The organism is Lysinibacillus sp. NPDC056185 (genome assembly GCF_047737915.1).
Taxonomy (GTDB): Bacteria; Bacillota; Bacilli; order Bacillales_A; family Planococcaceae; genus Lysinibacillus.
In genome coordinates this window covers 88,367-115,153 of record NZ_JBLLLQ010000002.1, presented here as the reverse complement: position 1 = coordinate 115,153, position 26,787 = coordinate 88,367, and the positions used below count along the sequence as shown (strand labels likewise).

Genomic DNA, 26,787 nt, shown 5'->3' with positions numbered 1-26,787 from the left:
TCTTACTAAGTGTAACACGTTTTCTCTACTACTTAAATTCGGAGGGCGATCCATATGATGAAGTTCTATGAATCTGGTATGTTTTTTGATGAGATGTTCGAAGGTAATCAACCGAAGCCTCATTATCGGTCTTTCCACCATAAGCTCAATGCTTTCACTAAGGAACAATTAGATGAGAAATATCAGCAAGCACAATCAACATTCCTTAAACAAGGCATTACATTTACCGTATATGGTGCACAAGGTGGAACAGAGCGGACAATGCCCTTTGATTTTATACCTATTATTATTCCATATGAACAGTGGGAAGTAATTGAAGCTGGTATGAAGCAGCGTGTGAAAGCCTTAAATCTTTTTTTGCATGATGTCTACCACGAACAGTCTATTGTTGAGGATGGGCTTATTCCAAAACAGCTCGTTGAAAACAATCCGTATTATTATAAAGAAATGCTTGGTGTAAATGTACCTATTGATAATCATATTTTTTTAGCAGGCATAGACTTGATTCGTGATGAAAATGGCGTTTACTACGTGTTAGAAGATAATTTACGCAATCCTTCAGGGATATCCTATGTTTTTCAAAATCGATCTGTGATGAAGGAAGTGTATCCTGAATTTTTTTCTAAACATACGATCCAGTCACTTGACAAACAAATGGCCTTTATGAAGAAGGCACTTCTTGCACATCGGCCACCTTCTATGAACCCAGATAGAGAACCTAAAGCTGTCCTCTTAACAGCAGGTATGTATAATTCGGCCTATTACGATCATGTTTTTTTAGCACAGCAGCTCAAAATTCAGCTTGTCGAAGGGCGTGATTTAGTTGTCCAAGATAATAAAGTGTACATGAAGACAATCTACGGTTTAGAGCAAATTGATATTATTTATCGTCGAATTGATGACGATTTCTTAGACCCTGCTGTTTTTCGTGCGGATTCTTTACTTGGAGTCCCTCATATTATGGCTGCATATAAGGCTGGAAATATTGCTATTTTAAATGCTGTTGGTAATGGTGTTGCTGATGATAAAGCGATGTATGCCTATGTACCGGATATGATTCGCTATTATTTGAAAGAGGAACCTATTCTACGGAATGTGGAAACTTATCATCTAGCTGATGATAGACAGCGAGGTTGGGTCCTTGAGCATATGAGAGAACTTGTCATAAAAAACGTTAGTGCCTCTGGCGGCTATGATATGCTAATTGGTCCACATGCGAGTGATGAAGAAATTGCTATTTTTAAAGAAAAAATATTGGAAAACCCGGTTCAATACATTGCACAACCAACAATTAGTCTATCTAGAGCACCAGCTTTCCAGGATGGGAGATTTTATCCTTGTCATGTCGATTTGCGTGTTTATGTAATGAAGGGCGAGGATATGTATGTGCTTCCTGGAGGTTTATCGCGTGTAGCATTAAAAGAAGGATCTTTAGTCGTGAATTCTTCCCAGGGCGGAGGAGCAAAAGATACATGGATATTAAAGGAGGAATTGCAGTATGCTAAGTCGAGTAGCCGATGCACTATACTGGATGGCACGATATAGTGAACGATCACAAACGAATGCACATATATTACAAGTACAGCTGTTGAATATGTTGGAGCAATCTGGCAAAGAAAATGAATACATCGATCATTGGGAAGCAGTGTTAAATATTTGTGCTTCGAAGGAAGACTACTTGTCCTTTTATGAGTCAATTCGAGTTAATCCACTTATCGAATATCTACTCTTTTCTAATAATAACTGTAACGCCCTCCATGCTACTTTACGTGCAGTTCGAGAAAACGCACGTGTAACGCGAGATAGCATACCCATTGAGCTTTGGGAATTGCAAAATGCCTTTTATTTATCATTACAGCAAGAAATGATGAAACGTGAAAGACCAATCCCACTAATTGTTCTTAACTCTTTTTTACAAAATGTTCGAAAAACTTCTTTGACGGTAACAGGGCTTATCGAAGGCTCGATGGATCGAGATTTACCCTTTTATTTCATGCAAGTTGGGAAATGGTTAGAACGTGTAGAAAAGATGATTCGTATGGCTTTAATTATACTGGAGCAACATAAGGAAATAGCCGTCTCTTTAATAGAAGCAGACGGATCGTTTTTACTCGATTTATCGGAGGCGACGGAATCTTATTTGCGCAAGCATCGCCAAACCAATTTACTTTATGTTATTCAATATTTATTACAAGATAAGCATTTTCCACGTTCAGTAATGTTTTGCTTAGAAAAATTAGAAGAAGCATTTATTTGTTTAGAAAACGATCCTCTTTCAGCAAGATTTTTAGAGCTTCATACCCCATTAAAGAGTTTAATATTTGCTGTGATGAATGTAGATTTATGGAATATTACCTTAGAGGAAACTATTTTGTTAATGGAGGAAAGATTGTGTCAATGTATTGATTTTGGCAATACATTTGCAACAATTTATCATTTATATGAACCCAGCGTACAACCTTGAAAGGAATCATCCACTGCTCCCTTTCAACAAGCAAGTCAGTAATCCAAAGGAAACAGACACAATGAAATTTGAAATTCAACATACTAATATTTTTCAATATGAGTCTGAAGTCGATCAAAGCTTAAATACAATCCGCTTAAAGCCAAGGGGTGATGAGCGTCAGCGCTTATTATCCTATCGAATTGCCATCACTCCTTCATCTTTAACTCGTGAGCATACAGATATATGGGGCAATACGGTTGGCACATTTTATATACCTGAGCAGCATCAAGAGCTAGAAATTCAATCGACCTCTATTGTCAGCATTCAACGTGCACCATTTATTCATCGCATTCAATATTCACCAGAAATGCAGACCATTTTTCACTCGAAACTGTTTTATGAACATTATTTGCCCTATTTAAAGTTTACACATTTTACGTATATGACAGAAAATCAGTTAGAGGAAGTTTATCATGCCATTGGTCATGCTGAAAATCCTGTACTATTTTCATTAAATTTAATGCAATATTTATACTCTACTTTTGAATACGTTCCTGGTGCAACCGATGTTACGACAACTGCAAGCGAAGCCTTTTCCCTTAAGCGAGGCGTTTGTCAGGATTTCACACATGTCATGCTTGCAGTGCTAAGAGCTAAAGGAATTCCAGCACGCTATGTGAGCGGCTATTTATTCGTCGATGAAAACTCTGCCTTGGTCGGTGATATTGCAACCCACGCTTGGGTAGAAGTCATGATACCAGGGATCGGCTGGATTGGTCTTGATCCAACTAATAATGTAGAAGTATTAGAAAATCACATTATTTTATGCATAGGCCGTGATTATTCCGATATAAGCCCTGTTGAAGGTGTTTATTCAGGTGGAAAGCATGATTTAACAGTCAAAGTGAGCGTCAAAGCATTGAATCATTTGTAAAATGGTATAAATTAAACCCCTGATTTTTCTACGCAAATTAGAAGAATCAGGGGTTTATTAAGATCTATTGTTTTCAGATTTAAATCTTCAATTTTGAGTCATTAAACTTTCAATATATCAAAAGAATTACTCTCGGTATCGTTCTTGATCATATAAGGATTATACAATACCCATTTCTTTTCCTATTTTTTCAATTTTATTTATGACTGTATTGAGCTGCTCCATTGAATGTGTAGCCATCACTGTAATCCGTAACCGGCTTGACCCTTTTGGCACAGTTGGTGGTCGAATCGCTGGAATAAAGACACCTTCATCCAGAAGTTTCTCAGAAAATTGCATAGCTTCATGGGCATCACCAATAAGAAGAGATATAATTGGCGTTTCTCCTTCCGTAACTACAAAACCCAATTCCTCCAATTTCAAACGTAAATACTTAGCATTATTCAGCAATTGTTCCCTTCGTTCGGGCTCATTTTGAATAATAGAAATTCCTTCTCGCGCTGCTTCAATCGCACTTGGAGATAAACCCGTTTGGAAAATAAATGATCTAGCGTTATTCAGTAAATAGTTTTTTGCAATTGACGACGTCGCCACAAAACCACCTTCTGCACCAATCGCTTTACTCAACGTGCCTACTGTAAAATCAATGTCATCTTTCAATCCAAAATAATCAGCAGTACCACGACCATCACTTCCTAAGACACCTGTCACATGCGCATCATCAATCATTATGTAAGCATTGTATTTCTTTGCTAACGCAACGATTTCGGGAAGTGGAGCAATATCACCATCCATACTAAAGACGCCATCCGTCACAATTAACTTTTTTCCATCTCCACGTGAATGCCTCAATTTGTGCTCTAAATCCACCATATCCGCATGTTCATAAACAATTGTTTTTGCTTGACTAAGTCGACAACCATCTATAATACTCGCATGATTCCAGGCATCAGAAAATATCATATCCCCTGCCTTCATCACACTCGAAATCACACCAATGTTCGCTAAATAACCACTGCTGAAAACAATAGCGGCTTCCGTTTTTTTAAAATCTGCAATTTCAGATTCAAGCTGTTCATGAATGACGAAATTTCCGGTTGTTAATCTCGAACCACCAGCTCCTGTACCGTATGTACTAATACCTTCAGATGCTTTCTTTCTCAATCGGAAATCTGTTGCAAGACCTAAATAGTTATTAGATGAAAAAAGCAAGAATTTCTTACCATTCATGATGATCTCGCTCTCATTTCCATTTGAAAACGAACGTAACTTCCTTGTCAATCCTTTCTCTTCTATTAATTGTAGTTCCCGCTGAAACCAATGATCCATTTTTTAATCCCCCTTAATGAGAACCGGTACGCTTTCTAAATAGTCTATAAAAGATTCTAGTTCAACTTCATCTGACACAAAATAAATACGCCCTCCGCTCTCACAACCTTCTCTTTTTAACGGTGTAATTCTGACATAACCAATGGCACGATTACTTACATATCCAGTCACGTAATCTGGATCATCAGACCAACATAATTCTGCAATTGTAAACGGAGAATTCGCCACTTTCGTCGCCAAAGCCAATGCTTCACGGACTCGCTCATTAAGCTCCCCATTAGCGTCTTGCCAATCGATTCGTGATACACGCACACCCTTTTGTCCCCGATCGTCAAGCCGTAAGCCGGTTTTACTATTTAGGATGATTGCCCCACGGAGGTTTTGATTACTAGCAAGTTGATGAAAAGCAACATTTAGTGCATGTTCCGAAACACCTAAAGATGTTAGTATCTTTCTTGCTTCACTATGGGACTTTTCGATTGAAACCGCCTCAACTGTCGTAATTTCTAAGGGTGGTAAATACTGTATCTGATCATGCGCTATTTTTTCAACGGTAATTTGAATAAAGTCAGCATCTCCACGTGAATGATTACTTGCTTTATTCAATAGCTGTTTTACAATGGGCTCTATCTGAGATTTACTCCCTATCCGTTCACCACCAGATATATGCTTTTCCCCTAGTTCAGGACTTCTTTCAGCCGCACGCATTCGTATGCTATAACACGTTTTTAACATGATTATTACCTGCTACTTTCCTATTAATTGTTTGTAACAACTTCGTTATGGGATAAACACTAACAGCTGTGATTACCATGCCTGGAATAGCCAAAACTAATAACGGTAAAAATGGAGTCCCTAACGTAAAAGCCAAACCAAATCTAGCAATCGTTGTTCCAATGGGGCCTGCCAAAACAAGTACCGGAATGGAAGTCCCAAATAAAACAATAAGTAAGCCTACAGTCAATCGAAAAATTAAGGAGATCTCCACATTTAAGATTGAGTGTATACCTAATAAAAATAAGATTAAACTTGCAATGATTCCTGCTAGAAAATATCGCTTAAATCCAAATACCGCAGCAATCGCAACTGCAATAGGTGCTGATAATTGAAATTCAGACCCAGGAAAACCTGTTGGAATTTTAAACATGCCTGTAACGATAATAAGACAAGCTAGCAATGAAATCTGAGCAAGATCATATGTAGAAAACTTTCGGATCATTTTATTCCTCCATCTTACTTTTGAAATACTTGATGTCATTTCCTCCTATTCCCCTCAATTTGAGTTAACCTCAATTAATAATAAGTTAACACAAATGCAGATTGGAAAGTAGATAAAATGCTAGGATTTTTTATTTTTTGTGAAAAATACGATTTTGTTACTTATCACTAAGTCGGTTTGGTCGTAATTATTCCGATATAAACCCTATTGAAGGTGTTTATTCAGGAGAAAAGCATGATTTAACTGCTAAAGTGAGTGTCATCATTTGTATCAAAAACGTGCAATGGTTTAAATTAAAACCCCTGATTTTCTTACGCTAAGCGGAAGAATCAGGGGTTTTATTAGGATCTATTGTTTTAAATTTTAATAATCTTAAACTAAAGTTCTTAAATATCTTTTTATAAAAGAAGAATGAATTTTTCTTCTTAAGAGAATGTGTACCAGAAACATCATCGTTTCTACTTCATAAACTTACTTTGCGTTTATAAAGTAAACGAGATGATCAGTCCATTTGTCGTCCTCGTATATGAATCCTTTCCTCGTGCATTCATAAACCATTCCAACACTTTCTGCTAACTTTATAGATGCTATATTATCAAGGTTTATGTGAGCTTCTATTCGATGATAATTTAATTTTTCAAACGCTAGATCAAAGGCAGCCTTTACAGCCTCTTTCCCATATCCTTTTCTCCAAAAGTGGTTATGAATTGTATATCCAAACCTGGCCCATTGAAAATCTTCTCTCATAATTGTCGAAAAGTCTATAAAGCCAATATGAGTATGATCTACTTTTCTAAACACTCCAAATACATATACCTGATCATCCTCAGCCATTTGATGATGTTTAGTAACTAAATCACGAAACCATTCTTTCGTACAGATGCTCATATCTAATTTACCTTCATCGTATTTATGTTGAGAAGGCAAACGATTTTCATATTGGGTAAGCCAAGAAGAATAATCTCCTTCTTGTATTAATCGAATAACTAATCTTTCTGTTTCAGCTCTTAACTTATTCAATCGAACACCTCATCTTGAAATACATTCTATTATTATAAAGTATATTCGGTATAAGGAAAAATTAATATTTCCTTTTGCGAGGAAAATACAATTTGATACAGTACAGTTCACTTCTACATTCGGCATCATAATCCTCTTCTAGAATTTATCTTAAAGACATTTTTGTCATAGGACTATACACCTCTTTTATTCCCCCAAACAAGGGCATGCAACTGTGGCAGTACTTTGACATCTCTGAATTCCTCATCCTTAATCACTCTATCAATCAGCGCATGATATTTATCTAATAAATGTAGTATTAATCGTGAATTGTCAGCCGTCGTGAGATCATCATTACCGACTTGGAGATAAAAAGGAATCATTGGATATCGATGGTGAATTTGTTTAGCATAATCGTAATCCTCTTGATTAAAAACGACTACTTTGAGGGATATATGATGTTTACTGTTTCGTTTTTTTAGCTTTTCAAAGATATCAGTGAGCACCGAATAGTCTGTGGTCATTCCAGAACTAGGTGGCTTTGGCGAGATTGTCAGTTCATCAATCTCATACATCCATTTTTGCCACCTGCTTCCCTGTGTTTCCACTCCGACCTTTATGTCGTTTTCTTTTAAAATGGCAATGAATTCTTCCAAATTTTGATAGAGTGCAGGATTGCCGCCTGAAATCGTGACAAATGAAAAACCATTGCCTCCAAGACGTTTCAACTCAGACCAAATCTCTTCCGCTGTCATTTGGACTATAAGATGCTTTCCGCTGCCATCCCATGTAAACGATGAATCACACCAAGAACAGGAATAATCACAGCCGGCAGTTCTCACAAACATTGTCTTCTGGCCAACGACCATTCCCTCACCTTGAATCGTCGGTCCAAAAATTTCTATAACAGGTACCTTACTCAACTTCCATCCACTCCCGTCTCGCTTCTGCATAGCTTGTCGGAGTTTCGTATAGCCTGATAAACTCTACACGCGCACCGTTATACCTTTGTTCGTCAAGCAAGGCCTCAGCCAACTTTTCGTAAATCCAAACAACAATGTTCTCTGCCGTTGTATTCATGGGCGGAAGCGTTTCATTTAAATAGCGGTGATCCAAATGAATCTCTATTTTTTGTTTCCATATTGCTTTTATATCGCCGAAATCAATCACCAAACCGCGATCATCTGTGTATCCACTCAGTCCTAATATTACACGATACGTATGACCGTGTAGATTTTTGCATTTCCCCTCATAATTATGTAAATGATGAGCAGCATCGAAGGTAAATTCTTTGCTTATGAGAACACGCTTTGCATGATAGATCAATTGATTTCTTTGAATATCTTCATCTATCTTTTGGAGCTTATCGACGATTTTAAAATCTGACATGTTTTAAGACTCCTTCCTGTAATTCAAATACTCATCAAGCCCTTTTTTTCGCAGTTTACATGCTGGGCATTCACCACAGCCATCTGCTATTACACCGTTATAACAAGTCAACGTTCTTTCCCGTACAAAATCAAGTGCCCCAAGCTGATCAGCAAGCTCCCATGTCTGTGCCTTATTCAACCACATCAACGGTGTATCAATCACAAAAGAATCATCCATCGATAAATTTAACGTTACATTCAAGGATTTAATAAAAACATCTCGGCAATCCGGATATCCGCTAAAATCCGTTTCACAAACGCCAGTTACAATATGCTTAGCTCCTACTTGACTCGCTAAAACGCCTGCAAATGAAAGAAAGAGAAGATTTCGGCCAGGTACAAAAGTCGATGGAAGCTCACCGTTTTCTCCGTCTTCTACCTTTATGTCTTGTCGTGTCAATGCATTCGGAGCAAGTTGATTCAGAAGTGACATATCAAGAATGTGATGCTTAACACCGAGATCCTCTGCTATCTTCTTCGCACATTCAATTTCAAGATGATGCCTTTGACCATAATCAAAAGTTACTGCCTCTACCTCTTCAAAACGTTCTTTTGCCCAAAACAAACAGGTTGTACTGTCCTGACCTCCACTAAATACAACAATTGCCTTTTCCTGCTTCATCTATAAAAACTCCCTTATATCGAAAAACAGTACTCTAAGAAAAAGTGCTGTTTTCTTCTTAGTTTTTTAACGAATATTGTGTGCCTTAATAAGTTAAATACTTCAATCTTTCTTAACGGCTTCGGCCAGACATAAAAAAACCCCCTTGTAAAATGTTTCCCAACACTTTTCAAGAGAGGCATCACCAATCATTCTATTAAAACATAAGTAAAAACATAAAAAAAAGCCACGTCCGATATGGACATGGCATATTGTCATGTTTCCATAGTTTTTTATAGAGGGTATTTGCTATGAACCTCTCCCGTTCTAGTCCGGGCATTCTTTTCTTCAATATAATACAAAAAATAGTATAAAACGTCAAATGGATTTTTTTTAAGATCTTCCCATAAATGCTTTTCTAGAACAACCACTGTTATATTGTCCTATATTATACTAAACACTTTGCTGAGATTAAATTCATTAATATTTTGAGGATATATATCAATAAATCACTATTCCATTGTCTAGAACAGATTTATTTTGCACCTGATTTCCTAAAATATATAGCTTTTTCAAATTAGGCAAATTCACTAATGGCTCTACATTTGAAATAGCGTTATTTTCCAAATGAAGCACCTCAATTTGTTGCCAATTCCCCATAAAACTTAACGATTGTAGTGAACTATCTTGTATTGTGAATGAACGCAGAGCTGAAAAGCCAGCAAAGTAAGGCATAACCTTATCAACTTCATGCACCCAGTCACCATTACCTATTCGGAAGGATACATTATTCAAAGTTAAATGTTCCAGTATGTTGTTGTTAAATGAATTTTGACTATTAATTTGAAACTTACAGTCATTACAATTTAACGTTTTTACATGCTGTAAATTGAATAATTCACTCGTCTCTTCATAAAAAGATGTTTCATTTAAATTTATGGTTTGCAGATTTGGCAAACGATTTAAAGAACGAATGCCTGTAAAATCGCCAGACTCCATCGCTGTAAGTTGTTCTAGCTGTGGGTATTTCAGTAATTCTGCTCCATTCAAATACGACTGTCCCCCACTTATCTCAACAGTTAAATCTTTTAAAGCAGGTGCCTCTAATTTGGATAAGAAAGAACTTTTTAATTCGGCTTTTTTTAAATGGGGTGCTACAATCGATGCTATTTGGCCACTATAACCAGTTATCGATAAATCGGTCAGTGAAGTCAGGCTGTTCACAATATCATACAATTCTAATTTATAAAGAGAAGCTAAACGCAACTTTGTCAATGAAGACTTATTTCTAAGGTGTTCTACATTCGTAATATCCATATTTTCAAGATCAAGCGATTGCAAGTTAGGCATGTTTTGTATAAAATCAAGCGTTTTTAAATTTTTCACCGCTGTAAGTTTCAATTCTTGTAATTGATTCAGTGAATAGAACGAGCTAAAATCTGTCGCTTCACTCAAATCTATTGCTAACGACTCTAAATCAGTTAATGAAGACAACCACTTCAAATCATTTGCAGATCTTAAAGACAATGATTTTAATGGCAGTTTATTCAGAAGAGCGAAGTCTGTAACCGTCTCGTTGTGATACGAAATTTCAAGTGATTGAAGATTAGGCAACTCTAATAATAAAGCAAGTTCATCATTACTTCGGATTTGAACAGAGAGTTCTACAACATTAGACTTATCGCTAAAATATTCAGCAATTTTACTAAATGATTCATTAAAGCTACCTGTATAGCTTTTTAAACCTTCCAGATGTCGGAAGCTTACTTTTTCACTTTGTGATATTTCATAATCGCCCATCAAATTCAATACCGTCAGACCAGTAAAGGCTTCAAAATCTTTTTGTTCGATTTTTTGTGTATTTAATAACTTATCCATAATAATATAGTTAGAAATTTTGGCTTGCTTATTTGTAAACGGATCGTCGAGACTGTAATCAAAATGCCATTGATCTTCAGAATAGTATGCCTTTAAATAACGGATACTTGCGATCTCTTCTTTAGTCGGCATTGCTCCACCTTTATCAAAAATATCTTTTAAAAAGAATAAAAGAACTTCGCTTTCAGGCATTTCCCGAACAGGTAGGTCCTTATGGTTACCATATTCTGTTTGATTGCCGCTCAAAAGAAAATAGCCAAGGAATACACAAAGGATGACAATCGGTATTATTAAAAGCGCTTTTAAATTCGGTTTTGGACGTGTAGCTTTATTCGCAGAAGTTGTACCATAATAATTATTAATCGTCTGATCAACATAATAAACTTTATTCTCTTTCAACATTATTTCAGTTTCACAAAAAGGACATTTGAATGATTGTCCCTCTCTATATTCAATTTTTCCATTACAATTCGGACAATTTAATTTAATGAATTCCACTGGCAATCCCCTCTGCAGCTCTATTTTAATTAAGCTTAGTTGTCCGAAAAATAATTGTCAATATTTCTATTAAACACCAATTATTTCACACCTTTAGACCTACAACAAAAAAAGCCACCTATGAGGCGACTTTTTTGTGTGTATTCACTCTTTTATACAATAAGTTTAAACTTCTGATTTACTATTACTTGTGATACGGAGGATAAGTGAGGTTATTATACGGAACTCAAATATAAATTTAACGAAGTCTCAACTTCCTTCGCAACAAGCTCTACAAAGTCCCTATAATCCTCTGTCGTAAGAGTTTTAAAGTTTATTCATCACGATCAAGCGCCTCTTTTACAAATGTAGGAAGGGCGAATGCACCAACATGTAAATCTGTATTGTAATATTTCGTTTTTAGAGCGAATTTGTCCCAAGCATCTACTTGAACATCTTTAATTGGATGTAACGCTTTTGAAGCAAATCCGAATAGCCAGTGTCCCGATGGATATGTTGGCATATGGAATTGATATACGCTTGCGATTGGGAAAATATCTTTAATTTTTTTATGTGCTTTACGCATGTTTTCTGCATACTCCGTGAAGTATGGTGATTCATGTTGGTTAATTAGAATTCCTTTTTCGTTTAATACACGGTAACATTCTTTATAGAAAGCTGTTGTAAATAAACCTTCACCGACTGAAATTGGATCAGTAGAATCTACTAATATTAAATCGAATGATTGATCAGCTGCGTTTTGAACGTAAGCTAAGCCATCATCGAAAATCATTTCCATACGTGGATCTTCTTCAACACCAGCAGCTGTAATTGGCAGGTATTTTTGGCTTAAACGGAATACTAACTCATCGATTTCAACCATTACTACTTTTTCTACTGATGCGTAACGTAGTACTTCACGAGCAGTACCACCATCACCACCACCGATAATTAATACTTTTTTTATATCTGGATTGGTAGCGAATGCTGGGTGCGTAATCATATCGTGATAAACGAACTCATCTTTTTCGTTGACCATCATCAATCCGTCTAAAGTGAAGAAAGTACCAAACTCCTCACCTTTATAAAAATCTATTTTTTGGAACGGAGATTGTTCACTATGAATCTCTTCATTGTATCCGATTGAAAATTTACAGTGATTGCTCCATTGTTCTGTATACCATTTCATTAAATCACGTCCTCTAATACTTCTTGTTTTACTAGAATTGTATCAATTTCTTGTTCTGCAAATTGGCGAATTTTATCAGCCATTCCACGAGGTACTTCAAACGATTCTGTCTTTTTCGCTTGCAGTTTTTGTTCTAAATATTCAGCTGCTTTCCAAGGACTTACTGAGTCGCCACAAGTGTAGACATCTACAGAAGCAAATCCGTATTCTGGCCAAGTATGAATCGTTAAATGTGATTCAGCAATAATGACTGCACCCGAAACACCATATGGGTTGAAATGATGGAAGCAAGATTCTACAATTGTTGCCCCAGAATAGTCTGCAGCTTCATTCATAAACTGCTCGATTAAAGCGTTTTGCTCAATAATTTCACTTGGGCAACCATAAAATTCAATTAATACGTGTCTACCTAATGTTGATAATTCAATGCTCATTTATCTATCTCCCTTACGACTGTTATATAATTTTCTTCTTCAGTTTCGTTTAGAACATTCCCAAAATTGAGAAAATAGAAGTTATATAGTTCTACTAATTCCTCTGAAATAACTTCTCCGGGGATTACTAATGGTATTCCCGGTGGATAAATCATTAATGAATCTGCACTAATTCGACCTATCGCATCATAAATTAAAACTGTTTCTGTCTCTGCATTACAAGCCTGTTGCGGTGTCATTGCTAATCTATTTATTTGATTCGCTGTCACATAAGTTGACTGAATCGCATCTTTTTTTACGTGATTAAGTTCAATATCTTTTAAGGCATGTACTAATTTACCAATTGTTTCATTCGTATCAGCATGACTAATGACTGCCATTATGACATATCCTTCAGCAAGTTCTAATTGAATTCCATACTGTTGTTTCAATATTGTGTAAACTTGAAAACCAGTTAAACCGATATCGTTCACACGAATAACAAGTTTCGTCCAATCATATGATTGATTGAAATTTTGATGTACGTATTCAGCTTTAAGTACTTCATAGCGTGAATTATTTTCAATTTCTTCAACTGCCGCATCAACAATTGACTTTAAATTGCTATAACGTTGTTGTCCATACAACGCTAAATCCCTTCGTGCTACATCTAAAGAACTCATTAATAAATAATTTGCACTCGTCGTTTGCAGCATATTTAATACCTTTTGCAAATGCTTCGAATCGATTCGTTTTTCTTGTAGTAAAAGAAGCGAACTTTGCGTTAATGAACCCCCAGTTTTATGCATACTCATCGTTACTGCATCTGCACCAGCACTAATCGCATCGTTTGCATCAGGTAAAAATGTTAAATGCGCTCCGTGTGCACTATCAACAATAACTATTACATTTTGTTCATGTGCGAGTTGACAAATTTCTTGTAGTTTATTCATCGAACCAAAATAGGTTGGATACGTCACAAGTAGAGCTTTCGCTTGTGGATTTTCTGCAAGCGCCGATTTTACATGTTCAACTGAAATTCCGTGTGCAATACCAAAATGTTGATCAACTTCAGGTTGAATAAATACTGGTTTTGCTCCACTTAATATAATGCCGTTCATAACTGATTTATGGCAGTTACGAGGAACGATCAATGTATCTCCTTGTTTACATGTCGCTAAAATCATCGCCAGAATACCTACAGTAGTTCCATTTACTAAAAAGTAAGCGTAGTCTACATTAAATGCTTGTGCAGCTAATTGCTGAGCTTCTTTAATAACCGATTCCGGATGACTTAATAAATCAAGCTCCTTCATCGAGTTTACGTCCATTCTTAATGTCATTTCGCCAAGCGCCCATTTTAATGGGTTTTCTTGTAGCCCCATTTTATGTCCAGGTACATCAAACGGCGTAACTTCTTGTTTAGCATAATTGACCAAAGCTTCAAATAATGGCATGCGGTCTTGAGTGACTAAAAACTCCTCTGTAGCCACTCGATCTTGCACGCACTGCATTATTGTCCCATAGCAACTGCTAAGAGTTGCTGTAATTCCGAAACTTTGTCTGTTATTTCCCAAGTTACGTTTACATCACTACGTCCAAAGTGACCATAAGCTGCAACTTGTTGATATTGTGGTTTACGTAGATTTAGCATGTTAATAATGCCAGTTGGCGTTAAGTCGAACAATTGTCGAATCGCTAATAAAATTTCTTCTTTCGCTACTTTTTCTGTACCAAATGTTTCTAAAGCGATACTAATTGGTTCACTTACACCAATTGCATATGATAATTGGATTTCACATTTATCTGCCAAGCCTGCTGCAACAATATTTTTCGCAACGTATCGTGCTGCGTAAGCCGCTGAACGGTCAACTTTTGTACAGTCTTTACCAGAGAATGCGCCACCACCATGACGAGCTGCGCCGCCATAAGTATCAACAATAATCTTACGTCCTGTTAAACCTGCATCTCCGTGTGGTCCGCCTACTACGAAACGACCAGTCGGATTAATTAAAATGCGGAAGTCTTCATTCATACCAAATTGCTTCGCAACAGCTTTAATTACATTTTCTGTAACGTAATCAATGAATGCTACTCGGTCAAAATCATCATCATGTTGTATTGACATTAAAACAGTATCAATTTTAGGTCGCATACTATCTGTATAATCAATGGTTACTTGTGATTTCATATCTGGGCGAGCCCATTTGAATTGACCATTTTTACGTTGCTCCGTTGCACGTTTTACAAGCATATGCGCCATTTCAATTGCTAAAGGCATATAGTTCTCAGTTTCATTAGTCGCAAAACCGAACATAATCCCTTGGTCACCTGCACCAACTTCTTTTGTATCGCTTGAAGAATCAACACCCATTGCGATATCAGGAGATTGCGTGTGTACTAAAACTTGTACATTGCAGTTATGACCATCAATGCCGAACTTATCATCTGTGTAACCAATGCCGATTAGGGTATCACGGGCAATTTTTTCGATATCAAGTTCTGCTTTTGTTGTGATTTCTCCACCAACAATTACTGTGTTTGTAGTTGTGAATACTTCACATGCCACACGTGATAACGGATCTTGTGATAATGCTGCATCTAATACTGCATCTGAGATTTGATCTGCAATTTTATCTGGATGTCCTTCCGATACAGACTCCGATGTGAATAATACTTTTTCTGACAATTTTCACTGCTCCTAACAAAATAATAGATTTTAGGGCATAAAAAAAAGCTCACCCAATTTAAGGAAAGCTTCGAATACTATCAGCTGCTGTTCCTCTTATTGTTCACAAAAGTAAATTTTGTGCTCAGGTTCGGCCCACTGGATTTAATTCATGATGAACTAAATTGTTTGGCCACCGTATCTTCGACCCCTCGTCTCAACGGTTATTAATAAGAGCTATATTATTATGCTGAGACTCATATTAAGTCATAAACAATTGAGTGTCAATTTATTTTTTCATGATTTATCGCTATGAAAATTAATTCATATACCCTTTTGCACACAAAAATACTAAGTGTAACATTTTGTAAACGTTCAATATTTATTATGAAAAATGCATAATAATACATCATAGGTTTTATATTAATAATAATAGAACGAACTCCTATTAAATTAGCTAATAGATGAGTCAAAATAACATATTGTAAGCATAAAAAATTTTAGATCAGCAAAGGTAGATATAGGAATTTTTAGAGTCTTTTATTTATAGAAAATATTTAAATTTCTATAATTCAGAATATTATTTTCGGTCAATTATAGAGTTCTTCTGAAGGGATATTGATAAGTGTTATTGGATAAAGGTAATCAAATTTATAAATTCATTAACATATAAATGTTTCCTCTTAGTAAGTAAACGATCTAAAAGGTGATACATTAATTTGTATCACCTCTATCTATGTTTTAAAACCGACTCTATTTATGATACGGTTTACTGCACCAAGTTCTAGCTGCATTTTTTATAAAAATTTATAAACTATTTTATGCAAAATTTCGAACATCGTTATTTCGGCCAAAATTATATACCGTGACTAGAAAAAAAACGGCAGCAATCGCTAACAGAATCATAAATTGAGGTAAATACTGCCAAAGTGATAAGTTTCTTTTCATAAATTCAATTTTATTAAAAAAGTAGTAAGTATAAACAAAAAACAGACTAACTCTTAATCGATTTAACCTGTTATAGTTTATCTTTTTATACTTTAAGGTCTTCACATAAAAATTCCATAATAAAAAGCAGGGAATTCTTTTGAGATTCCCCACTTTTTTAATATATTTCCAAAATTTGAATTTCTAAAGAAAACCTCTAAGCATTTTATATAGTACGTCCCTACGTTAAGTCGCCGCTGCTGAGGAAGCAGTAGCGTGGTCAGCCTTTACACAATCAATTGCGACAACGAGCGCAATAATGATAGCTTCCATCTCTTCATTCAATATTTGTACCTTGTAGCTATCACCCCAAGTGAACCACTCCTTATTCACTTTACCGACGACTTCACCATGCTGTAAGATTTGAAAATCCATATCCCACCAGTTACCTTCTACCTCAATGCCTGCCGCATCAATTGTATAGCGTGCTTTAAAGAAAGAAAACTCCTTCTTAATCGTTAACACCTCTTGACCGTTTACTTCAACAAAAAACTTCGGTAAAAAGCTGAACACCTTTTTCGTAATAAGCGCGACCTCATCTCTTGCTGCATTCATAATGGAGAACGTTTTTGGAATTTGCATAAAACTGCCCTCCACGTAATAAACATCCTTCTCCTGCTGATCCTTTACCGTAAATTTTCCACTTAAACTGAATACCTTCTGCTTTATAAAAAGTTGCTTCATACTACGCCTCCTTTTTAATAGCATATTACTAAAATCATTTTTATCATAGACAATAATTACAGAAGTGTGTTTTATATGTATAATATTTAATGAAATTTGCCTAGGAGAAAAATATTTTCTTTATATATATTCACCATATAAATAACTCTCTTACTTGTATCATAGAAATAAAGCCTATTCAAGACTGCTATATCTTAAATAGGCTTATTGTTTTTTTACAGAGAAAACGTACTTACTTATGATACGGTTCCCCGTAATGTATCTAAATGAGGTCCCGTACATTTTCTTTTAAAACCAATTCGCTGATTACTCGCTAGGATGTAAAAACTATAAGCTCTGTTAAACACAATGGTTGATTTTATTAGAATCCATTGAAAAGCTAGTTTCGTCTCTTCTTTTAAAATCAACACAAGCTCCAAGATAATGATAAACAATCAAATACACAGAGTATTATAATATTAAAAAAGTATAAGTTAAATAGTAAGTAAAGAGTTTATTGAATTTAATCCATCAAGTACTTGTTTAACTTCAATATTTTTCGACCAATCTTCATCTTCGATTTCTACACGATTATTAACTACAAGCCATAAGTTAAGCTATGGCTGTGCAGCCGCTCTACTAAAACCTATTAACTCTTACTCCTCAAGGTGAATCATATTTACCATTCCTACAAATTGAACCTTCTTTGGCTTTCTAATATGGGCTTCCTTTACTGCTGGTTAAACAAAGTACTATTCCGGCTGGCGGTGTTTAGGGAGATGCTGAACAGCTTGTTTCTTTCACTCCACTTATCTGGTTTTCAAATACTACAACAGTAGGTACGAATCCTTACAAAACTGGACAGGACAAGTTCGAAGTGGTTTCTTCATTCAGACACAACCTGAATACAAATATACTTGTGGTAAATAAGCAACAACAAAAAGAGACTTTGAGAAATGAAGTTCAAAGTCTCCTTAGGATATCAGCATGCTATCTAGTTCTTATTGAAAAGTAGCCAAAGGTTTGTCCTCTATGCTTATTTCAATTTAACTCCTGTAGAAATCTCTTACTTTACTAGACCGTGTGGGTCGATGACGAATTTTCTGGCAGCCCCTTTATCAAAATCTTGATATGCGTTTGGAGCTTCGTCTAATGATATTACTGTAGCATTAACAGCTTTCGCAATTTGAGCTCTTCCACTCAAAATTGCCGCCATTAAATCGCGATGATATTTCATAACAGGTGTTTGACCAGTTACAAAAGTATGTGCTTTAGCCCATCCTAAGCCAAGACGAATTTTTAACGTACCAATTTTTGCATCCTCATCAATTCCACCAGGGTCCCCGGTTACGTAAAGACCCGGTATACCTAAACGTCCTCCAGCACGTGTTATTTGCATAATAGAATTTAAAACAGTAGCAGGTGCTTCAACTGCATTAGCCCCATGTGCAGATGCTTCAAATCCTACACAATCTACAGCACAATCTACTTCAGGTGCTCCAAGTATTTGGTCGATTTGCTCTCCTAGGTTTGAATGATTTCGTAAATTAACTGTTTCGCAACCAAAGCTTCTAGCTTGAGCTAACCTTTCTTCATTTAAATCTCCTACAATTACTACAGCGGCTCCTAGTAACTGAGCTGAATGAGCAGCAGCGAGACCAACTGGACCTGCACCTGCGATATACACAGTTGATCCCGGTTTCACACCTGCACTTACGGCACCATGATATCCAGTTGGAAATATATCTGAAAGCATTGTTAAATCTCTAATTTTCTCCATTGCTTGGTCTTTATCAGGAAATTTTAATAATTGGAAGTCGGCATATGGCACCATTACATACTCAGATTGACCTCCAACCCATCCTCCCATATCGACATAACCATATGCTGAACCAGGACGATCTGGATTTACATTTTCACAAATATGAGTATTCCGCTCCTTACAGCTACGGCACCGACCACAAGCTATATTAAATGGAACAGAAACTAAATCACCTTTTTTAATAAATTCAACATCTCGGCCTACTTCAATCACTTCTCCTGTAATCTCGTGGCCTAGAACTAATCCTGTCGGAGCTGTAGTTCTCCCCCTCACCATATGCTGATCGCTTCCACAAATATTAGTTGTTACTACCTTTAAAATAACACCATGATCACATTTGCGTCCTACATTAAGTGGATTTACCCCTGGTCCATCTCGTAAAACCAAATCTGGAAAACCAATATCTTGCACTTCTACTTTTCCGGAGCCCATATAGGCCACAGCTCTATTTCCAACCACTTGCAATTCCTCCCCTATATCATAAATTCATACAATCTATATATATTGCCACTTTGTCCTAATCATTCTTATGAAAAATATTATTCGTTCGTTCAAATTATTCATTTCTTGTTTAACGAAATGGCTCTATCTCTCACGTCTATTTCTCAACTTTACAATTGAATTCACCCATTCCAATTAAGTAGAGATTTTTTTCCTTGCAAACTGCATATGAACTAAAAGAAGAGAGTTAGTCCATAAAGAACTGACTCTCTTCTTTTAGTTCATACTATTAGGTCTATTTTTTCTATTTAATCAACGCTCCATTAAATGAATAGAATCTCACTTACTTGTGGTACGGTTCACCGAAACTAATATGAAAACGTAATACCTATTTTCGATCGTACGCCTATCTTTATTGTTAAATGATAAAACAGACATTTTATTTAAGGAGTGATGAAAAGTGCATATATTAACTTCTTTCAGAAAATGTTCTATGTAGCGAAAGCGAAGCGACAGATAAAGAAGTCTCCCATCTCTATAGAGGGTGAGATGAATGTGGGTTTAAGTTACTTTTTAGCGGGTGTTTGGACACTCGTTGAAAAAAGTTGAACATTTTTATAAAAAATCCATCTTTATTCAAAACGCCCCTGTCTTTCAGTAAGCACCCACTTTCGAACATAACCCATCTTTTCTTGAATATTTTCGACTGTTTTTTCACTTTGAAATGCCTTTTGCATGACAGTGTAGCGCAAATCCGTAGCTCTCACATTCGTATCGATATCCTTTGACATCGTTTGGAAAATTCGCTCAATTGTTTTTGTTGAGATGGCTTTTGATTGACTAACCTCACTTACCCAAAGCCATTCTCCTAACTTTTCTTCATGTAATTCCTCTGTTGCCTCCTTATAGTGCGAGAGCATGTCCATTAATATCGGTGAAAGCTTCATTTCTCTACGTCCATTATTGTTAGCAATGTAAACTACAGATGAATCAAAGTTAAGATGAGCCCATTTCATACGTACAAGCTCTGCTGGCTTACATCCTGTTTCCATAAGTATTTGAACGATGCAACCATTCCGTCTTGCCAACCAGGCATGCTCCACAGTTTTAGCGTATTGAAAATAAGTTGGCCAGATATTCGCAATTTGCATCAATTGCTTATTAGTCAGTAATGTTAAAGCTTCTTTTTGCCTCTTTTTTGGCTGTAAAATGCCTTCATAGTCAAATGGCTCCACCCACTCTCTTAAAAAGACAAAGTCTACAAAGCCTCGTATTGTAGCAATTTTATGATTAAACGTGTTGACATTTGTATAAGTCTCTTTCAAATAATTACTATATACAAATAACAATTCTTTTAAATGATGATCCACATACAAGTAGTTATTGTCATGAGCAAACACTAAAAATTGCTGTCCATCGATATTGTACTGCTTTTTAGTAGCTGCGCTCTTCTTTAAAGAATTTAAAAGTAATAAATAACTGTTCCATGCGTCTACTAGTGTGTTCATCTAGCTACCTCCTTAAAAACTGTGCGTGTTTTTACTATAGTTTACTATATTTTGGGTGCGTACGTTTATTATTAATTTATATAAATTATAATGTCGGATAATCTGTAGTATGCATACACGATCCTGCTTCCACTGTTCAAATGGTCCGCTAGCAGTGTCTCATATCTTTTGTTTTCTTACAATAGTAATTCCCCCTCACTCTGTTGTAGTACAATTTCTTTGAAATGACCCTATTCTTGTATAACAGGGCTTATTTACATGAAAATTCGTATAATTTAGTGTTTATTATCATTTGTGTTATATAATAAACGTATCAACTATAAAATGTAGGGGGCTTTTCAAGATGCAAGTAAAAACAACTCGACTTGAAGCAGAAGACGCAAAGATTATTTATCAAGAAACAGCTGGCCTAGCGATTATTACGATCCATCGCCCACAGGCTAAAAACGCGCTAACAGCAAATATGTGGGATCAATTAGCTAAAATTGCCCTACAAGTATTAGATAATTCGAAAAATAAAGTATTGATTTTACGTGGCTCTGGCGAAAACTTTACGGCAGGTTCTGATATTAAAGAATTCAACGCTATTTCCCTTGAAAAAGCCGAAGAAGCATTTGTACATATGGAAAAAACGATATCCACAATTGAGCGTTTACCGATTCCAACGATTGGCGTCATTAATGGACCTGCAATGGGTGCTGGCTTAGAGCTTGCATTAGCTTGCGATATACGCATTGGCTCAGAAAAAGCAAAGCTTGGGATTCCGGTCGGTAAATTAGGGATCACCATAAATAACAAATTTGCTCAGCGTTTAGTTCAACTAGTTGGTCCTTCTACAACGAAGGATTTAGTATTTACCGGTCGTATGTTTAAAGCTGAAGAAGCCTTCAAGCTAGGCATGCTTAACTATTTAGTCACTGAAAAAGATTTAAATAAATACATGATTCGCATGGGTAAGCTTGTTGCCGGAATGTCTCCTGAATCTTTACTAGCTGTAAAGAAATCTGTGCAAGAATGCGTAGACAGTGCTCCAACTTTATGGCAAGGTTCAACACCGTTTGTTGGTAAAGATTTTGAAGAAGGCTGCCGTGCCTTTGTAGAAAAACGTCAACCTCACTTTACACGTCAATCAAAATAACAAACAGGTACTCTACTCGCCCTCATGCGAATGGAGTACCTGTTTGTTAAGATTTCCGCTTTAGCACTACCGATTTAATGTTGAGATGAATCGCATCTAATTCATAACCAAAATGTTGATGAAATTCCTCTTGTATCATTTTTTGTAATGCATACAATCGATCTGGTAAGGAATAATTAATGGGTAGCTTTAGCTGTAATGTAATTGTTGCTTGCGCTAGATCACCTAATACGAATTGTACGTGCTCGACTTTGTGTAAAATATCTTGCTTGGCACAGCAATATGTTAGTAACTGCACGTAAACATGCTTTCCAATATCGATATACTCCTGTTGAAAATCCGGGCGAACAATCGTCGTCTCCCCTATTTTTTCACGCTTTGAAGAGAAAATCTCCATCCCTCTTTGAACGAGTCGTATAAAAAAGTTTTGTTCGACTTGTCGGTACGGTATTGGCATAACGTGCTTCCCTTGTGTCTGTCGAATAAAGCGAGCTTTTGCAATTTCTTTTTGGGAACGTACGTCTTCAACATAGTAATATTGATCAATAGGACCAAGCTCTAGCTGTCGAGCTATCGTTTTTGTCATTTTATCGGATGTTCCGATCAGTAAAATCGATTGTACTTTATATGTATCAAGTGCTTTTTTTACTTCCTCGCGATGTGTATCATCTGTAAAAATAGCTCGACGAACGGCTGTTATCGTATTTTTCTCAAATTTTGCGGAGATTCCCGCTACTTTCACACCATCGACAATGAGAAGACCATCATCAATAAGAGCCTCTACTCCGATTTTATGAGCGAAAACAAGTGCGCTTGTACTTTTCCCTGTTCCACTTGGACCACTTAAAGAATAAACGTTCATGACTAACAGCTCCTTTCCCTTTCATGATAGCAAAAACGTGACACTTTTTCCGTTAATATTATTATTTCCAACATAAGTTAAATTATTTCCGCTAGCCTACGCACACATCTTCTTCAATATAGAAATATATTCTTTTTTCAGAATAACTTTCCCTTTATGTGCTTTAGTATGATAAAATGTGAACTACTATTCTGTTATAGAACTATAAGGAGTGTACTAGTTTGAAAATCGTACCATCTAAAAAAATGTCTTTATTTACAGCAGCAATCTTCGGAGATTTAAAAAATCATGCCAAGCTACAGGAAGCAAAAGGCATGAAATTGATTGACTTAAGCTTAGGTAGTCCAGACCTCCCCCCTGACGCTAAAATTCGCGAGCATTTATCGTATAGAGCAGGCTTAGCAGAATCCTACGGGTATACATTAACAGGCACGCAACGTTTTTATGAAGCTGTTAGTCGTTATTATAAACGTCGTAGCAATGTAGATTTAGATCCCGCTTCTGAAATCATTCAAACAATTGGCTCTCAAGAAGGTTTAGTACATTTACCAATCGCCTTTTGTGATCCAGGAGATATTGTATTATCCACAAACCCAGCTTACGTTGCCTATGATGCAGGAATTCATCTAGCAGGTGCAACTCCCTACTATATGCCTCAAACAGCTGATAACGATTATTTACCAGACTTAGACGCTGTTCCTGAAGATATTGCGCAAAAAGCAAAACTACTAATTTTAAACTTACCAGGTAATCCAGTGCCTGCAATGCCTTCAATGGCCTATTTTGAAAAAGTCATTGCCTTTGCGAAAAGATATAACATCATCGTTCTACATGATGCAGCATATTCTGAGTTCTACTTTACAGGAGATGGTCCAATTAGCTTCCTAGCCGCTCCTGGCGCAAAAGAAGTTGGCATGGAGATTAACTCATTATCGAAAAGCTTTAGCCTAGCTGGTACACGAATCGCTTATATCGCAGGTAATGCTGAGATGATTTCGATTTTAAAACAATTAAAATCAAATTTAGATTTCGGTATTTTCGAGCCAATTCAAGATGCGGCAGTCGTAGCACTTGATAACGCAGAGGAAATTACTGCAGGCCTACGTGCAACATTCTCAGAACGCCATAAAACATTAATGAACGGCTTACGTGACTTAGGATGGGATGCAGCCCCTTCTGACGGTGGCATGTTCGTCTGGGCAAAATATCCGTACGATATTGATTGCACAGAGCTAGCCTTTAAAATAATTGAACAAGTTGGTATCGTGACAGTCCCTGGTACAGTATTTGGTTCAGCTGGACAAGGTTATTTACGTTTAGCCTTAGTACAACCAAAAGAATTGTTACAGGAAGCTGTTGATCGTTTAGCACAAGTGCAAGTTACACCACAAAAATAATCATTTAAACAACATGAAAGCCCTTCTAACTTTAATAGTTGGAAGGGTTTTTGCCATTGCTTATTATGTAATCTTCAAGTATCGGTCTATCAGGTGGACTAATATTTTTGGGTAAATCATCTAAAGAGAAAAATTGTAGCATTGTTGCCTCATTTTGATCATGAACAAGTAGGCCACTATATTCTTTACATTCAAATGCTGTAACAACTATATAAACTTCATCACCATGCGGATATTGATAATAAAAATCTTGTCCAGAATACGTATTGATTAATTGTAGACTTTTTGCCTTCAGTCCTGTTTCCTCAAATAATTCTCGATGGGCAACTTGCTCTAATGTTTCACCCAGCTCCATCGATCCCCCAATTAACCCCCAACATCCATTATCTATCCGAAGTTGTAATAAAACCAGATTACGACTATTTATGACTAATACACAAGCACCACACATAATTAATGGTCTGGTTCCAACTACTTTACGCAAATCCTTTATATATCCCATAAAATCCTCCTTTAATACGTAGGCTCCTATTCAACTCCCTTATTCGTTAAAATTGACTGGTATTTTCACTAACAAATAGTCTCCAGTCCACTTTTGTGTCACTACAATCAAATTTTCACCATGTCTTTCAAAGAAGAGTCCATTACCATCCTTGTGTTTGAAAATCCAACCATTTTGGCTAACCATTTTCTTGATCATATCATCTGCTACTGATATATTTCGTTCATTTATTACATACCACTCATAACCGTTTTCATTCGACAATTTAACAAGTTGTTTCTCGGTATCATTTATTTTTTCTATAACAGCTTTTTTGCTTAGATTTTCTATAGGGAGTGGTGGAAGATAGAGTTTGTTGTAAAATACGAATGCTCCAACGAGGATAATTATTATTCCGATTGTTAATAACATCTTCTTCATAAAAACACCTCCTTCTACAAATATCCATCAACACTTCTCTCTCCTATTTTACAGCAGATTTAAATTGTATGGATACTACACTTCTACTCTATTAAAAAATGACACTGTTGCTTTGGATCCTTCACGTTGAATAAGGTTGTGAACTTTGATTTCAATATTAATTATTAATATTTTTATAAAAAAACAGCTACTGCACTTTCGCAGTAGCTGTTTCTTCTTACACATCATATTTTTGATGCATCTCATCCTCGTAACGATTATAACGCAGCTTGAATGAAATGTGTCACAAGCACTTTAATAATGGCATAGCCCGGAATCCTCTTCTTATAATTTACACGTCTATTTATTATATCCCAAGCATTGGTAGATGTTTTCGAGTATGATAAGTGAGTGCCAATGCAATACACTGTTTTAATTCATTTACTGGTATTTCATCATTTTCAGCAAATACAATCGCTCGATTACCTTCATAGTTAAATAAATCTCTATAAACCTCTTTAAACGTATCAATTAGCTTCGTATTACAGTTAAAATACATGGCATATTGATCTGGGCTTGACTGTTTCCAGCCTAATCTAATTGTACTCCCTTTTTTTGTGATATAACTAGGTTCTCCCCATTTTAGCGTTTCTTCCACATGATCAACGCTTTCTGTCTCTATTGCCGTATCCAAAATTAACTGACGAAGAATAAATAGTTTCGACTGAATGTGTTTAGGATACTGTTTGAATACTTCTTCCACCTTGGTATTTTCGATTGTACTCATATTCATCATTCCTTTTTTAAAATAACAAACTAATCAATACTCAATCGTACGATTAATAAATTTCTACAAGCAATTCAAATTGTCTAATACAACCCGAAAGCTATTTTATCGAAATATAAATCTCTGCTTGCCCGTCCTCTGGATTAATACCCTTGCTATAATATTCAAAATCACCTGTGAATGCTCGGTTATTGCCTGGCTGCTGTGACCATTGCCAAATATCAGCCCAAGTACGCTGAACCATTTCTATAATTGGTCCACGTTCTGTGACGAATACAGCATATTTTGAAGCAGGAACAGTAAATGCTTTTATCATATCTAGGTTTTGAAGTTGTAATTCTTCCTTTATATGTACGCTGACCATTACTTCATAAAGTCCCGCATCTCCCTGATCATAGTTGAAGTAACAGCTATAATGACCATCCTCTTGGATATGAGCTCCTAGCTTCTTACCAATATTTTGAGAATGGAAATTTTCAAACAACTTACCAATTTTGCCATTTTGGCTTTGTTCAGCTTCATTTGTTGTAACGGTACTAATTCCAGCTAACGTGAAGGAGGATAGTACCTCAATTCGGCTAGGTTCAATTCGTTTCGTAGTAATGTTATCTTCAGACGATACGTGATTCCAGTCAGTCATACTTTTTTGTTCGTTTTGCTTCATCCTAAATCATTCTCCTTATTATAGAATGAAACCA

The 26,787-nt window shown here is 36.1% G+C and carries 25 protein-coding genes and 1 riboswitch; of the genes, 5 read left to right on the top strand and 20 right to left on the bottom strand.

The genetic code is table 11. From position 1 onward, the window contains the following. Positions 1–54 precede the first annotated feature (54 nt). The 3 genes from ACMZ42_RS02995 (at position 55) to ACMZ42_RS02985 (ending at position 3,380) form a co-directional block, all read left to right on the top strand. The gene (locus ACMZ42_RS02995) at positions 55–1,545 is read left to right on the top strand and encodes a circularly permuted type 2 ATP-grasp protein (protein ID WP_415730507.1); all 1,491 of its coding nucleotides are present in this window, start codon (positions 55–57) and stop codon (positions 1,543–1,545) included. Further along, positions 1,499–2,464, top strand: a complete 966-nt coding sequence (locus ACMZ42_RS02990) for an alpha-E domain-containing protein (protein WP_415730505.1) — start codon at positions 1,499–1,501, stop codon at positions 2,462–2,464. Before ACMZ42_RS02995 ends, ACMZ42_RS02990 begins: the two co-directional genes overlap by 47 nt. A gap of 61 nt (positions 2,465–2,525) precedes the next feature. Continuing rightward, complete coding sequence (locus tag ACMZ42_RS02985; protein ID WP_415730504.1) at positions 2,526–3,380, top strand: transglutaminase family protein; 855 nt, start codon at positions 2,526–2,528, stop codon at positions 3,378–3,380. 159 nt (positions 3,381–3,539) lie between these two features. Here ACMZ42_RS02985 and bioF read toward each other — a convergent pair whose 3' ends face one another. The 15 genes from bioF to ACMZ42_RS02910 form a co-directional block, all read right to left on the bottom strand. Beyond that, entirely contained in the window at positions 3,540–4,709 is a 1,170-nt protein-coding gene (gene bioF, locus ACMZ42_RS02980) for an 8-amino-7-oxononanoate synthase (protein WP_415730503.1), read from the bottom strand. A 3-nt stretch (positions 4,710–4,712) separates the two neighbouring features. After that, the gene (gene bioW, locus ACMZ42_RS02975) at positions 4,713–5,444 is read right to left on the bottom strand and encodes a 6-carboxyhexanoate--CoA ligase (RefSeq protein ID WP_415730502.1); all 732 of its coding nucleotides are present in this window, start codon (positions 5,442–5,444) and stop codon (positions 4,713–4,715) included. Beyond that, positions 5,425–5,928 (bottom strand): hypothetical protein, encoded by a 504-nt coding sequence (locus tag ACMZ42_RS02970; RefSeq protein ID WP_402871610.1) that lies wholly within the window; start codon positions 5,926–5,928, stop codon positions 5,425–5,427. The genes bioW and ACMZ42_RS02970 overlap by 20 nt, the downstream gene beginning before the upstream one ends. Before the next feature lie 471 nt (positions 5,929–6,399). Then, positions 6,400–6,948 carry a GNAT family N-acetyltransferase gene (locus ACMZ42_RS02965; RefSeq protein ID WP_415730501.1) on the bottom strand — a complete coding sequence of 183 codons (549 nt, stop codon included), beginning with the start codon at positions 6,946–6,948 and terminating at the stop codon, positions 6,400–6,402. Between the two features lie 173 nt (positions 6,949–7,121). Beyond that, a complete protein-coding gene (queE, locus tag ACMZ42_RS02960) occupies positions 7,122–7,850 on the bottom strand; it encodes a 7-carboxy-7-deazaguanine synthase QueE (protein WP_415730500.1) in 729 nt (242 codons plus the stop codon). Further along, positions 7,843–8,316: a 6-carboxytetrahydropterin synthase QueD gene (gene queD, locus ACMZ42_RS02955; RefSeq protein ID WP_415730499.1), complete on the bottom strand. Its 474-nt coding sequence runs from the start codon at positions 8,314–8,316 to the stop codon at positions 7,843–7,845. The genes queE and queD overlap by 8 nt, the downstream gene beginning before the upstream one ends. A 3-nt stretch (positions 8,317–8,319) precedes the next feature. Then, on the bottom strand, positions 8,320–8,979 hold the full coding sequence (gene queC / locus ACMZ42_RS02950) for a 7-cyano-7-deazaguanine synthase QueC (RefSeq protein WP_415730498.1): 660 nt from the start codon (positions 8,977–8,979) through the stop codon (positions 8,320–8,322). A gap of 258 nt (positions 8,980–9,237) precedes the next feature. Continuing rightward, positions 9,238–9,284: riboswitch (PreQ1 riboswitch) on the bottom strand. Between the two features lie 175 nt (positions 9,285–9,459). Beyond that, positions 9,460–11,334 carry a leucine-rich repeat domain-containing protein gene (locus ACMZ42_RS02945; RefSeq protein ID WP_415730497.1) on the bottom strand — a complete coding sequence of 625 codons (1,875 nt, stop codon included), beginning with the start codon at positions 11,332–11,334 and terminating at the stop codon, positions 9,460–9,462. Between the two features lie 313 nt (positions 11,335–11,647). Beyond that, positions 11,648–12,502: a polyamine aminopropyltransferase gene (speE, locus tag ACMZ42_RS02940; RefSeq protein WP_415730496.1), complete on the bottom strand. Its 855-nt coding sequence runs from the start codon at positions 12,500–12,502 to the stop codon at positions 11,648–11,650. Next, positions 12,502–12,936 carry an adenosylmethionine decarboxylase gene (speD, locus tag ACMZ42_RS02935; RefSeq protein ID WP_082172725.1) on the bottom strand — a complete coding sequence of 145 codons (435 nt, stop codon included), beginning with the start codon at positions 12,934–12,936 and terminating at the stop codon, positions 12,502–12,504. The genes speE and speD overlap by 1 nt, the downstream gene beginning before the upstream one ends. After that, entirely contained in the window at positions 12,933–14,429 is a 1,497-nt protein-coding gene (locus ACMZ42_RS02930; protein WP_415730495.1) for an aminotransferase class I/II-fold pyridoxal phosphate-dependent enzyme, read from the bottom strand. Before ACMZ42_RS02930 ends, speD begins: the two co-directional genes overlap by 4 nt. Further along, positions 14,429–15,604 (bottom strand): methionine adenosyltransferase, encoded by a 1,176-nt coding sequence (gene metK, locus ACMZ42_RS02925; protein ID WP_415730494.1) that lies wholly within the window; start codon positions 15,602–15,604, stop codon positions 14,429–14,431. The genes ACMZ42_RS02930 and metK overlap by 1 nt, the downstream gene beginning before the upstream one ends. Positions 15,605–16,756: 1,152 nt before the next feature. Beyond that, on the bottom strand, positions 16,757–17,254 hold the full coding sequence (locus ACMZ42_RS02920; protein ID WP_402871590.1) for an LURP-one-related/scramblase family protein: 498 nt from the start codon (positions 17,252–17,254) through the stop codon (positions 16,757–16,759). A gap of 1,045 nt (positions 17,255–18,299) precedes the next feature. Then, positions 18,300–19,514, bottom strand: coding sequence for a formaldehyde dehydrogenase, glutathione-independent (fdhA, locus tag ACMZ42_RS02915; RefSeq protein WP_415730493.1), 1,215 nt, complete (start codon positions 19,512–19,514; stop codon positions 18,300–18,302). 614 nt (positions 19,515–20,128) lie between these two features. Beyond that, on the bottom strand, positions 20,129–21,004 hold the full coding sequence (locus tag ACMZ42_RS02910) for a tyrosine-type recombinase/integrase (protein ID WP_415730492.1): 876 nt from the start codon (positions 21,002–21,004) through the stop codon (positions 20,129–20,131). 343 nt (positions 21,005–21,347) lie between these two features. On the opposite strand from ACMZ42_RS02910, the gene ACMZ42_RS02905 reads away from it, so the two are divergent. Continuing rightward, complete coding sequence (locus ACMZ42_RS02905) at positions 21,348–22,142, top strand: enoyl-CoA hydratase/isomerase family protein (protein ID WP_415730491.1); 795 nt, start codon at positions 21,348–21,350, stop codon at positions 22,140–22,142. A 46-nt stretch (positions 22,143–22,188) separates the two neighbouring features. Here the strand turns inward: ACMZ42_RS02905 and ACMZ42_RS02900 are convergent, their stop codons facing one another. Next, positions 22,189–23,004: a hypothetical protein gene (locus ACMZ42_RS02900; RefSeq protein WP_415730490.1), complete on the bottom strand. Its 816-nt coding sequence runs from the start codon at positions 23,002–23,004 to the stop codon at positions 22,189–22,191. Between the two features lie 221 nt (positions 23,005–23,225). Here ACMZ42_RS02900 and ACMZ42_RS02895 point away from each other — a divergent pair, with 221 nt between their 5' ends. After that, complete coding sequence (locus ACMZ42_RS02895; protein ID WP_415730489.1) at positions 23,226–24,401, top strand: aminotransferase class I/II-fold pyridoxal phosphate-dependent enzyme; 1,176 nt, start codon at positions 23,226–23,228, stop codon at positions 24,399–24,401. 31 nt (positions 24,402–24,432) lie between these two features. On the opposite strand, the gene ACMZ42_RS02890 is transcribed toward ACMZ42_RS02895, so the two are convergent. The 4 genes from ACMZ42_RS02890 to ACMZ42_RS02875 form a co-directional block, all read right to left on the bottom strand. Beyond that, a complete protein-coding gene (locus ACMZ42_RS02890) occupies positions 24,433–24,903 on the bottom strand; it encodes an NUDIX hydrolase (RefSeq protein WP_415730488.1) in 471 nt (156 codons plus the stop codon). A gap of 39 nt (positions 24,904–24,942) precedes the next feature. Next, complete coding sequence (locus ACMZ42_RS02885) at positions 24,943–25,323, bottom strand: hypothetical protein (RefSeq protein WP_415730487.1); 381 nt, start codon at positions 25,321–25,323, stop codon at positions 24,943–24,945. A gap of 346 nt (positions 25,324–25,669) precedes the next feature. Then, positions 25,670–26,089, bottom strand: coding sequence for a DUF1801 domain-containing protein (locus tag ACMZ42_RS02880; protein ID WP_370081423.1), 420 nt, complete (start codon positions 26,087–26,089; stop codon positions 25,670–25,672). A 100-nt stretch (positions 26,090–26,189) separates the two neighbouring features. Then, on the bottom strand, positions 26,190–26,753 hold the full coding sequence (locus ACMZ42_RS02875) for a GyrI-like domain-containing protein (RefSeq protein ID WP_370081425.1): 564 nt from the start codon (positions 26,751–26,753) through the stop codon (positions 26,190–26,192). Positions 26,754–26,787 lie beyond the last annotated feature (34 nt).

Bases quoted from the DNA above. Each gene is read 5' to 3' on its own strand.
- ACMZ42_RS02995 (WP_415730507.1), top strand. From the start codon at position 55: ATGATGAAGTTCTATGAATCTGGTATGTTTTTTGATGAGATGTTCGAA.
- ACMZ42_RS02990 (WP_415730505.1), top strand. From the start codon at position 1,499: ATGCTAAGTCGAGTAGCCGATGCACTATACTGGATGGCACGATATAGT.
- ACMZ42_RS02985 (WP_415730504.1), top strand. From the start codon at position 2,526: ATGAAATTTGAAATTCAACATACTAATATTTTTCAATATGAGTCTGAA.
- bioF (WP_415730503.1), bottom strand. From the start codon at position 4,709: ATGGATCATTGGTTTCAGCGGGAACTACAATTAATAGAAGAGAAAGGA.
- bioW (WP_415730502.1), bottom strand. From the start codon at position 5,444: ATGTTAAAAACGTGTTATAGCATACGAATGCGTGCGGCTGAAAGAAGT.
- ACMZ42_RS02970 (WP_402871610.1), bottom strand. From the start codon at position 5,928: ATGATCCGAAAGTTTTCTACATATGATCTTGCTCAGATTTCATTGCTA.
- queD (WP_415730499.1), bottom strand. From the start codon at position 8,316: ATGTCAGATTTTAAAATCGTCGATAAGCTCCAAAAGATAGATGAAGAT.
- queC (WP_415730498.1), bottom strand. From the start codon at position 8,979: ATGAAGCAGGAAAAGGCAATTGTTGTATTTAGTGGAGGTCAGGACAGT.
- speE (WP_415730496.1), bottom strand. From the start codon at position 12,502: ATGAAATGGTATACAGAACAATGGAGCAATCACTGTAAATTTTCAATC.
- speD (WP_082172725.1), bottom strand. From the start codon at position 12,936: ATGAGCATTGAATTATCAACATTAGGTAGACACGTATTAATTGAATTT.
- ACMZ42_RS02930 (WP_415730495.1), bottom strand. From the start codon at position 14,429: ATGCAGTGCGTGCAAGATCGAGTGGCTACAGAGGAGTTTTTAGTCACT.
- ACMZ42_RS02920 (WP_402871590.1), bottom strand. From the start codon at position 17,254: ATGAAGCAACTTTTTATAAAGCAGAAGGTATTCAGTTTAAGTGGAAAA.
- ACMZ42_RS02910 (WP_415730492.1), bottom strand. From the start codon at position 21,004: ATGAACACACTAGTAGACGCATGGAACAGTTATTTATTACTTTTAAAT.
- ACMZ42_RS02905 (WP_415730491.1), top strand. From the start codon at position 21,348: ATGCAAGTAAAAACAACTCGACTTGAAGCAGAAGACGCAAAGATTATT.
- ACMZ42_RS02900 (WP_415730490.1), bottom strand. From the start codon at position 23,004: ATGAACGTTTATTCTTTAAGTGGTCCAAGTGGAACAGGGAAAAGTACA.
- ACMZ42_RS02890 (WP_415730488.1), bottom strand. From the start codon at position 24,903: ATGGGATATATAAAGGATTTGCGTAAAGTAGTTGGAACCAGACCATTA.
- ACMZ42_RS02885 (WP_415730487.1), bottom strand. From the start codon at position 25,323: ATGAAGAAGATGTTATTAACAATCGGAATAATAATTATCCTCGTTGGA.
- ACMZ42_RS02880 (WP_370081423.1), bottom strand. From the start codon at position 26,089: ATGAGTACAATCGAAAATACCAAGGTGGAAGAAGTATTCAAACAGTAT.
- ACMZ42_RS02875 (WP_370081425.1), bottom strand. From the start codon at position 26,753: ATGAAGCAAAACGAACAAAAAAGTATGACTGACTGGAATCACGTATCG.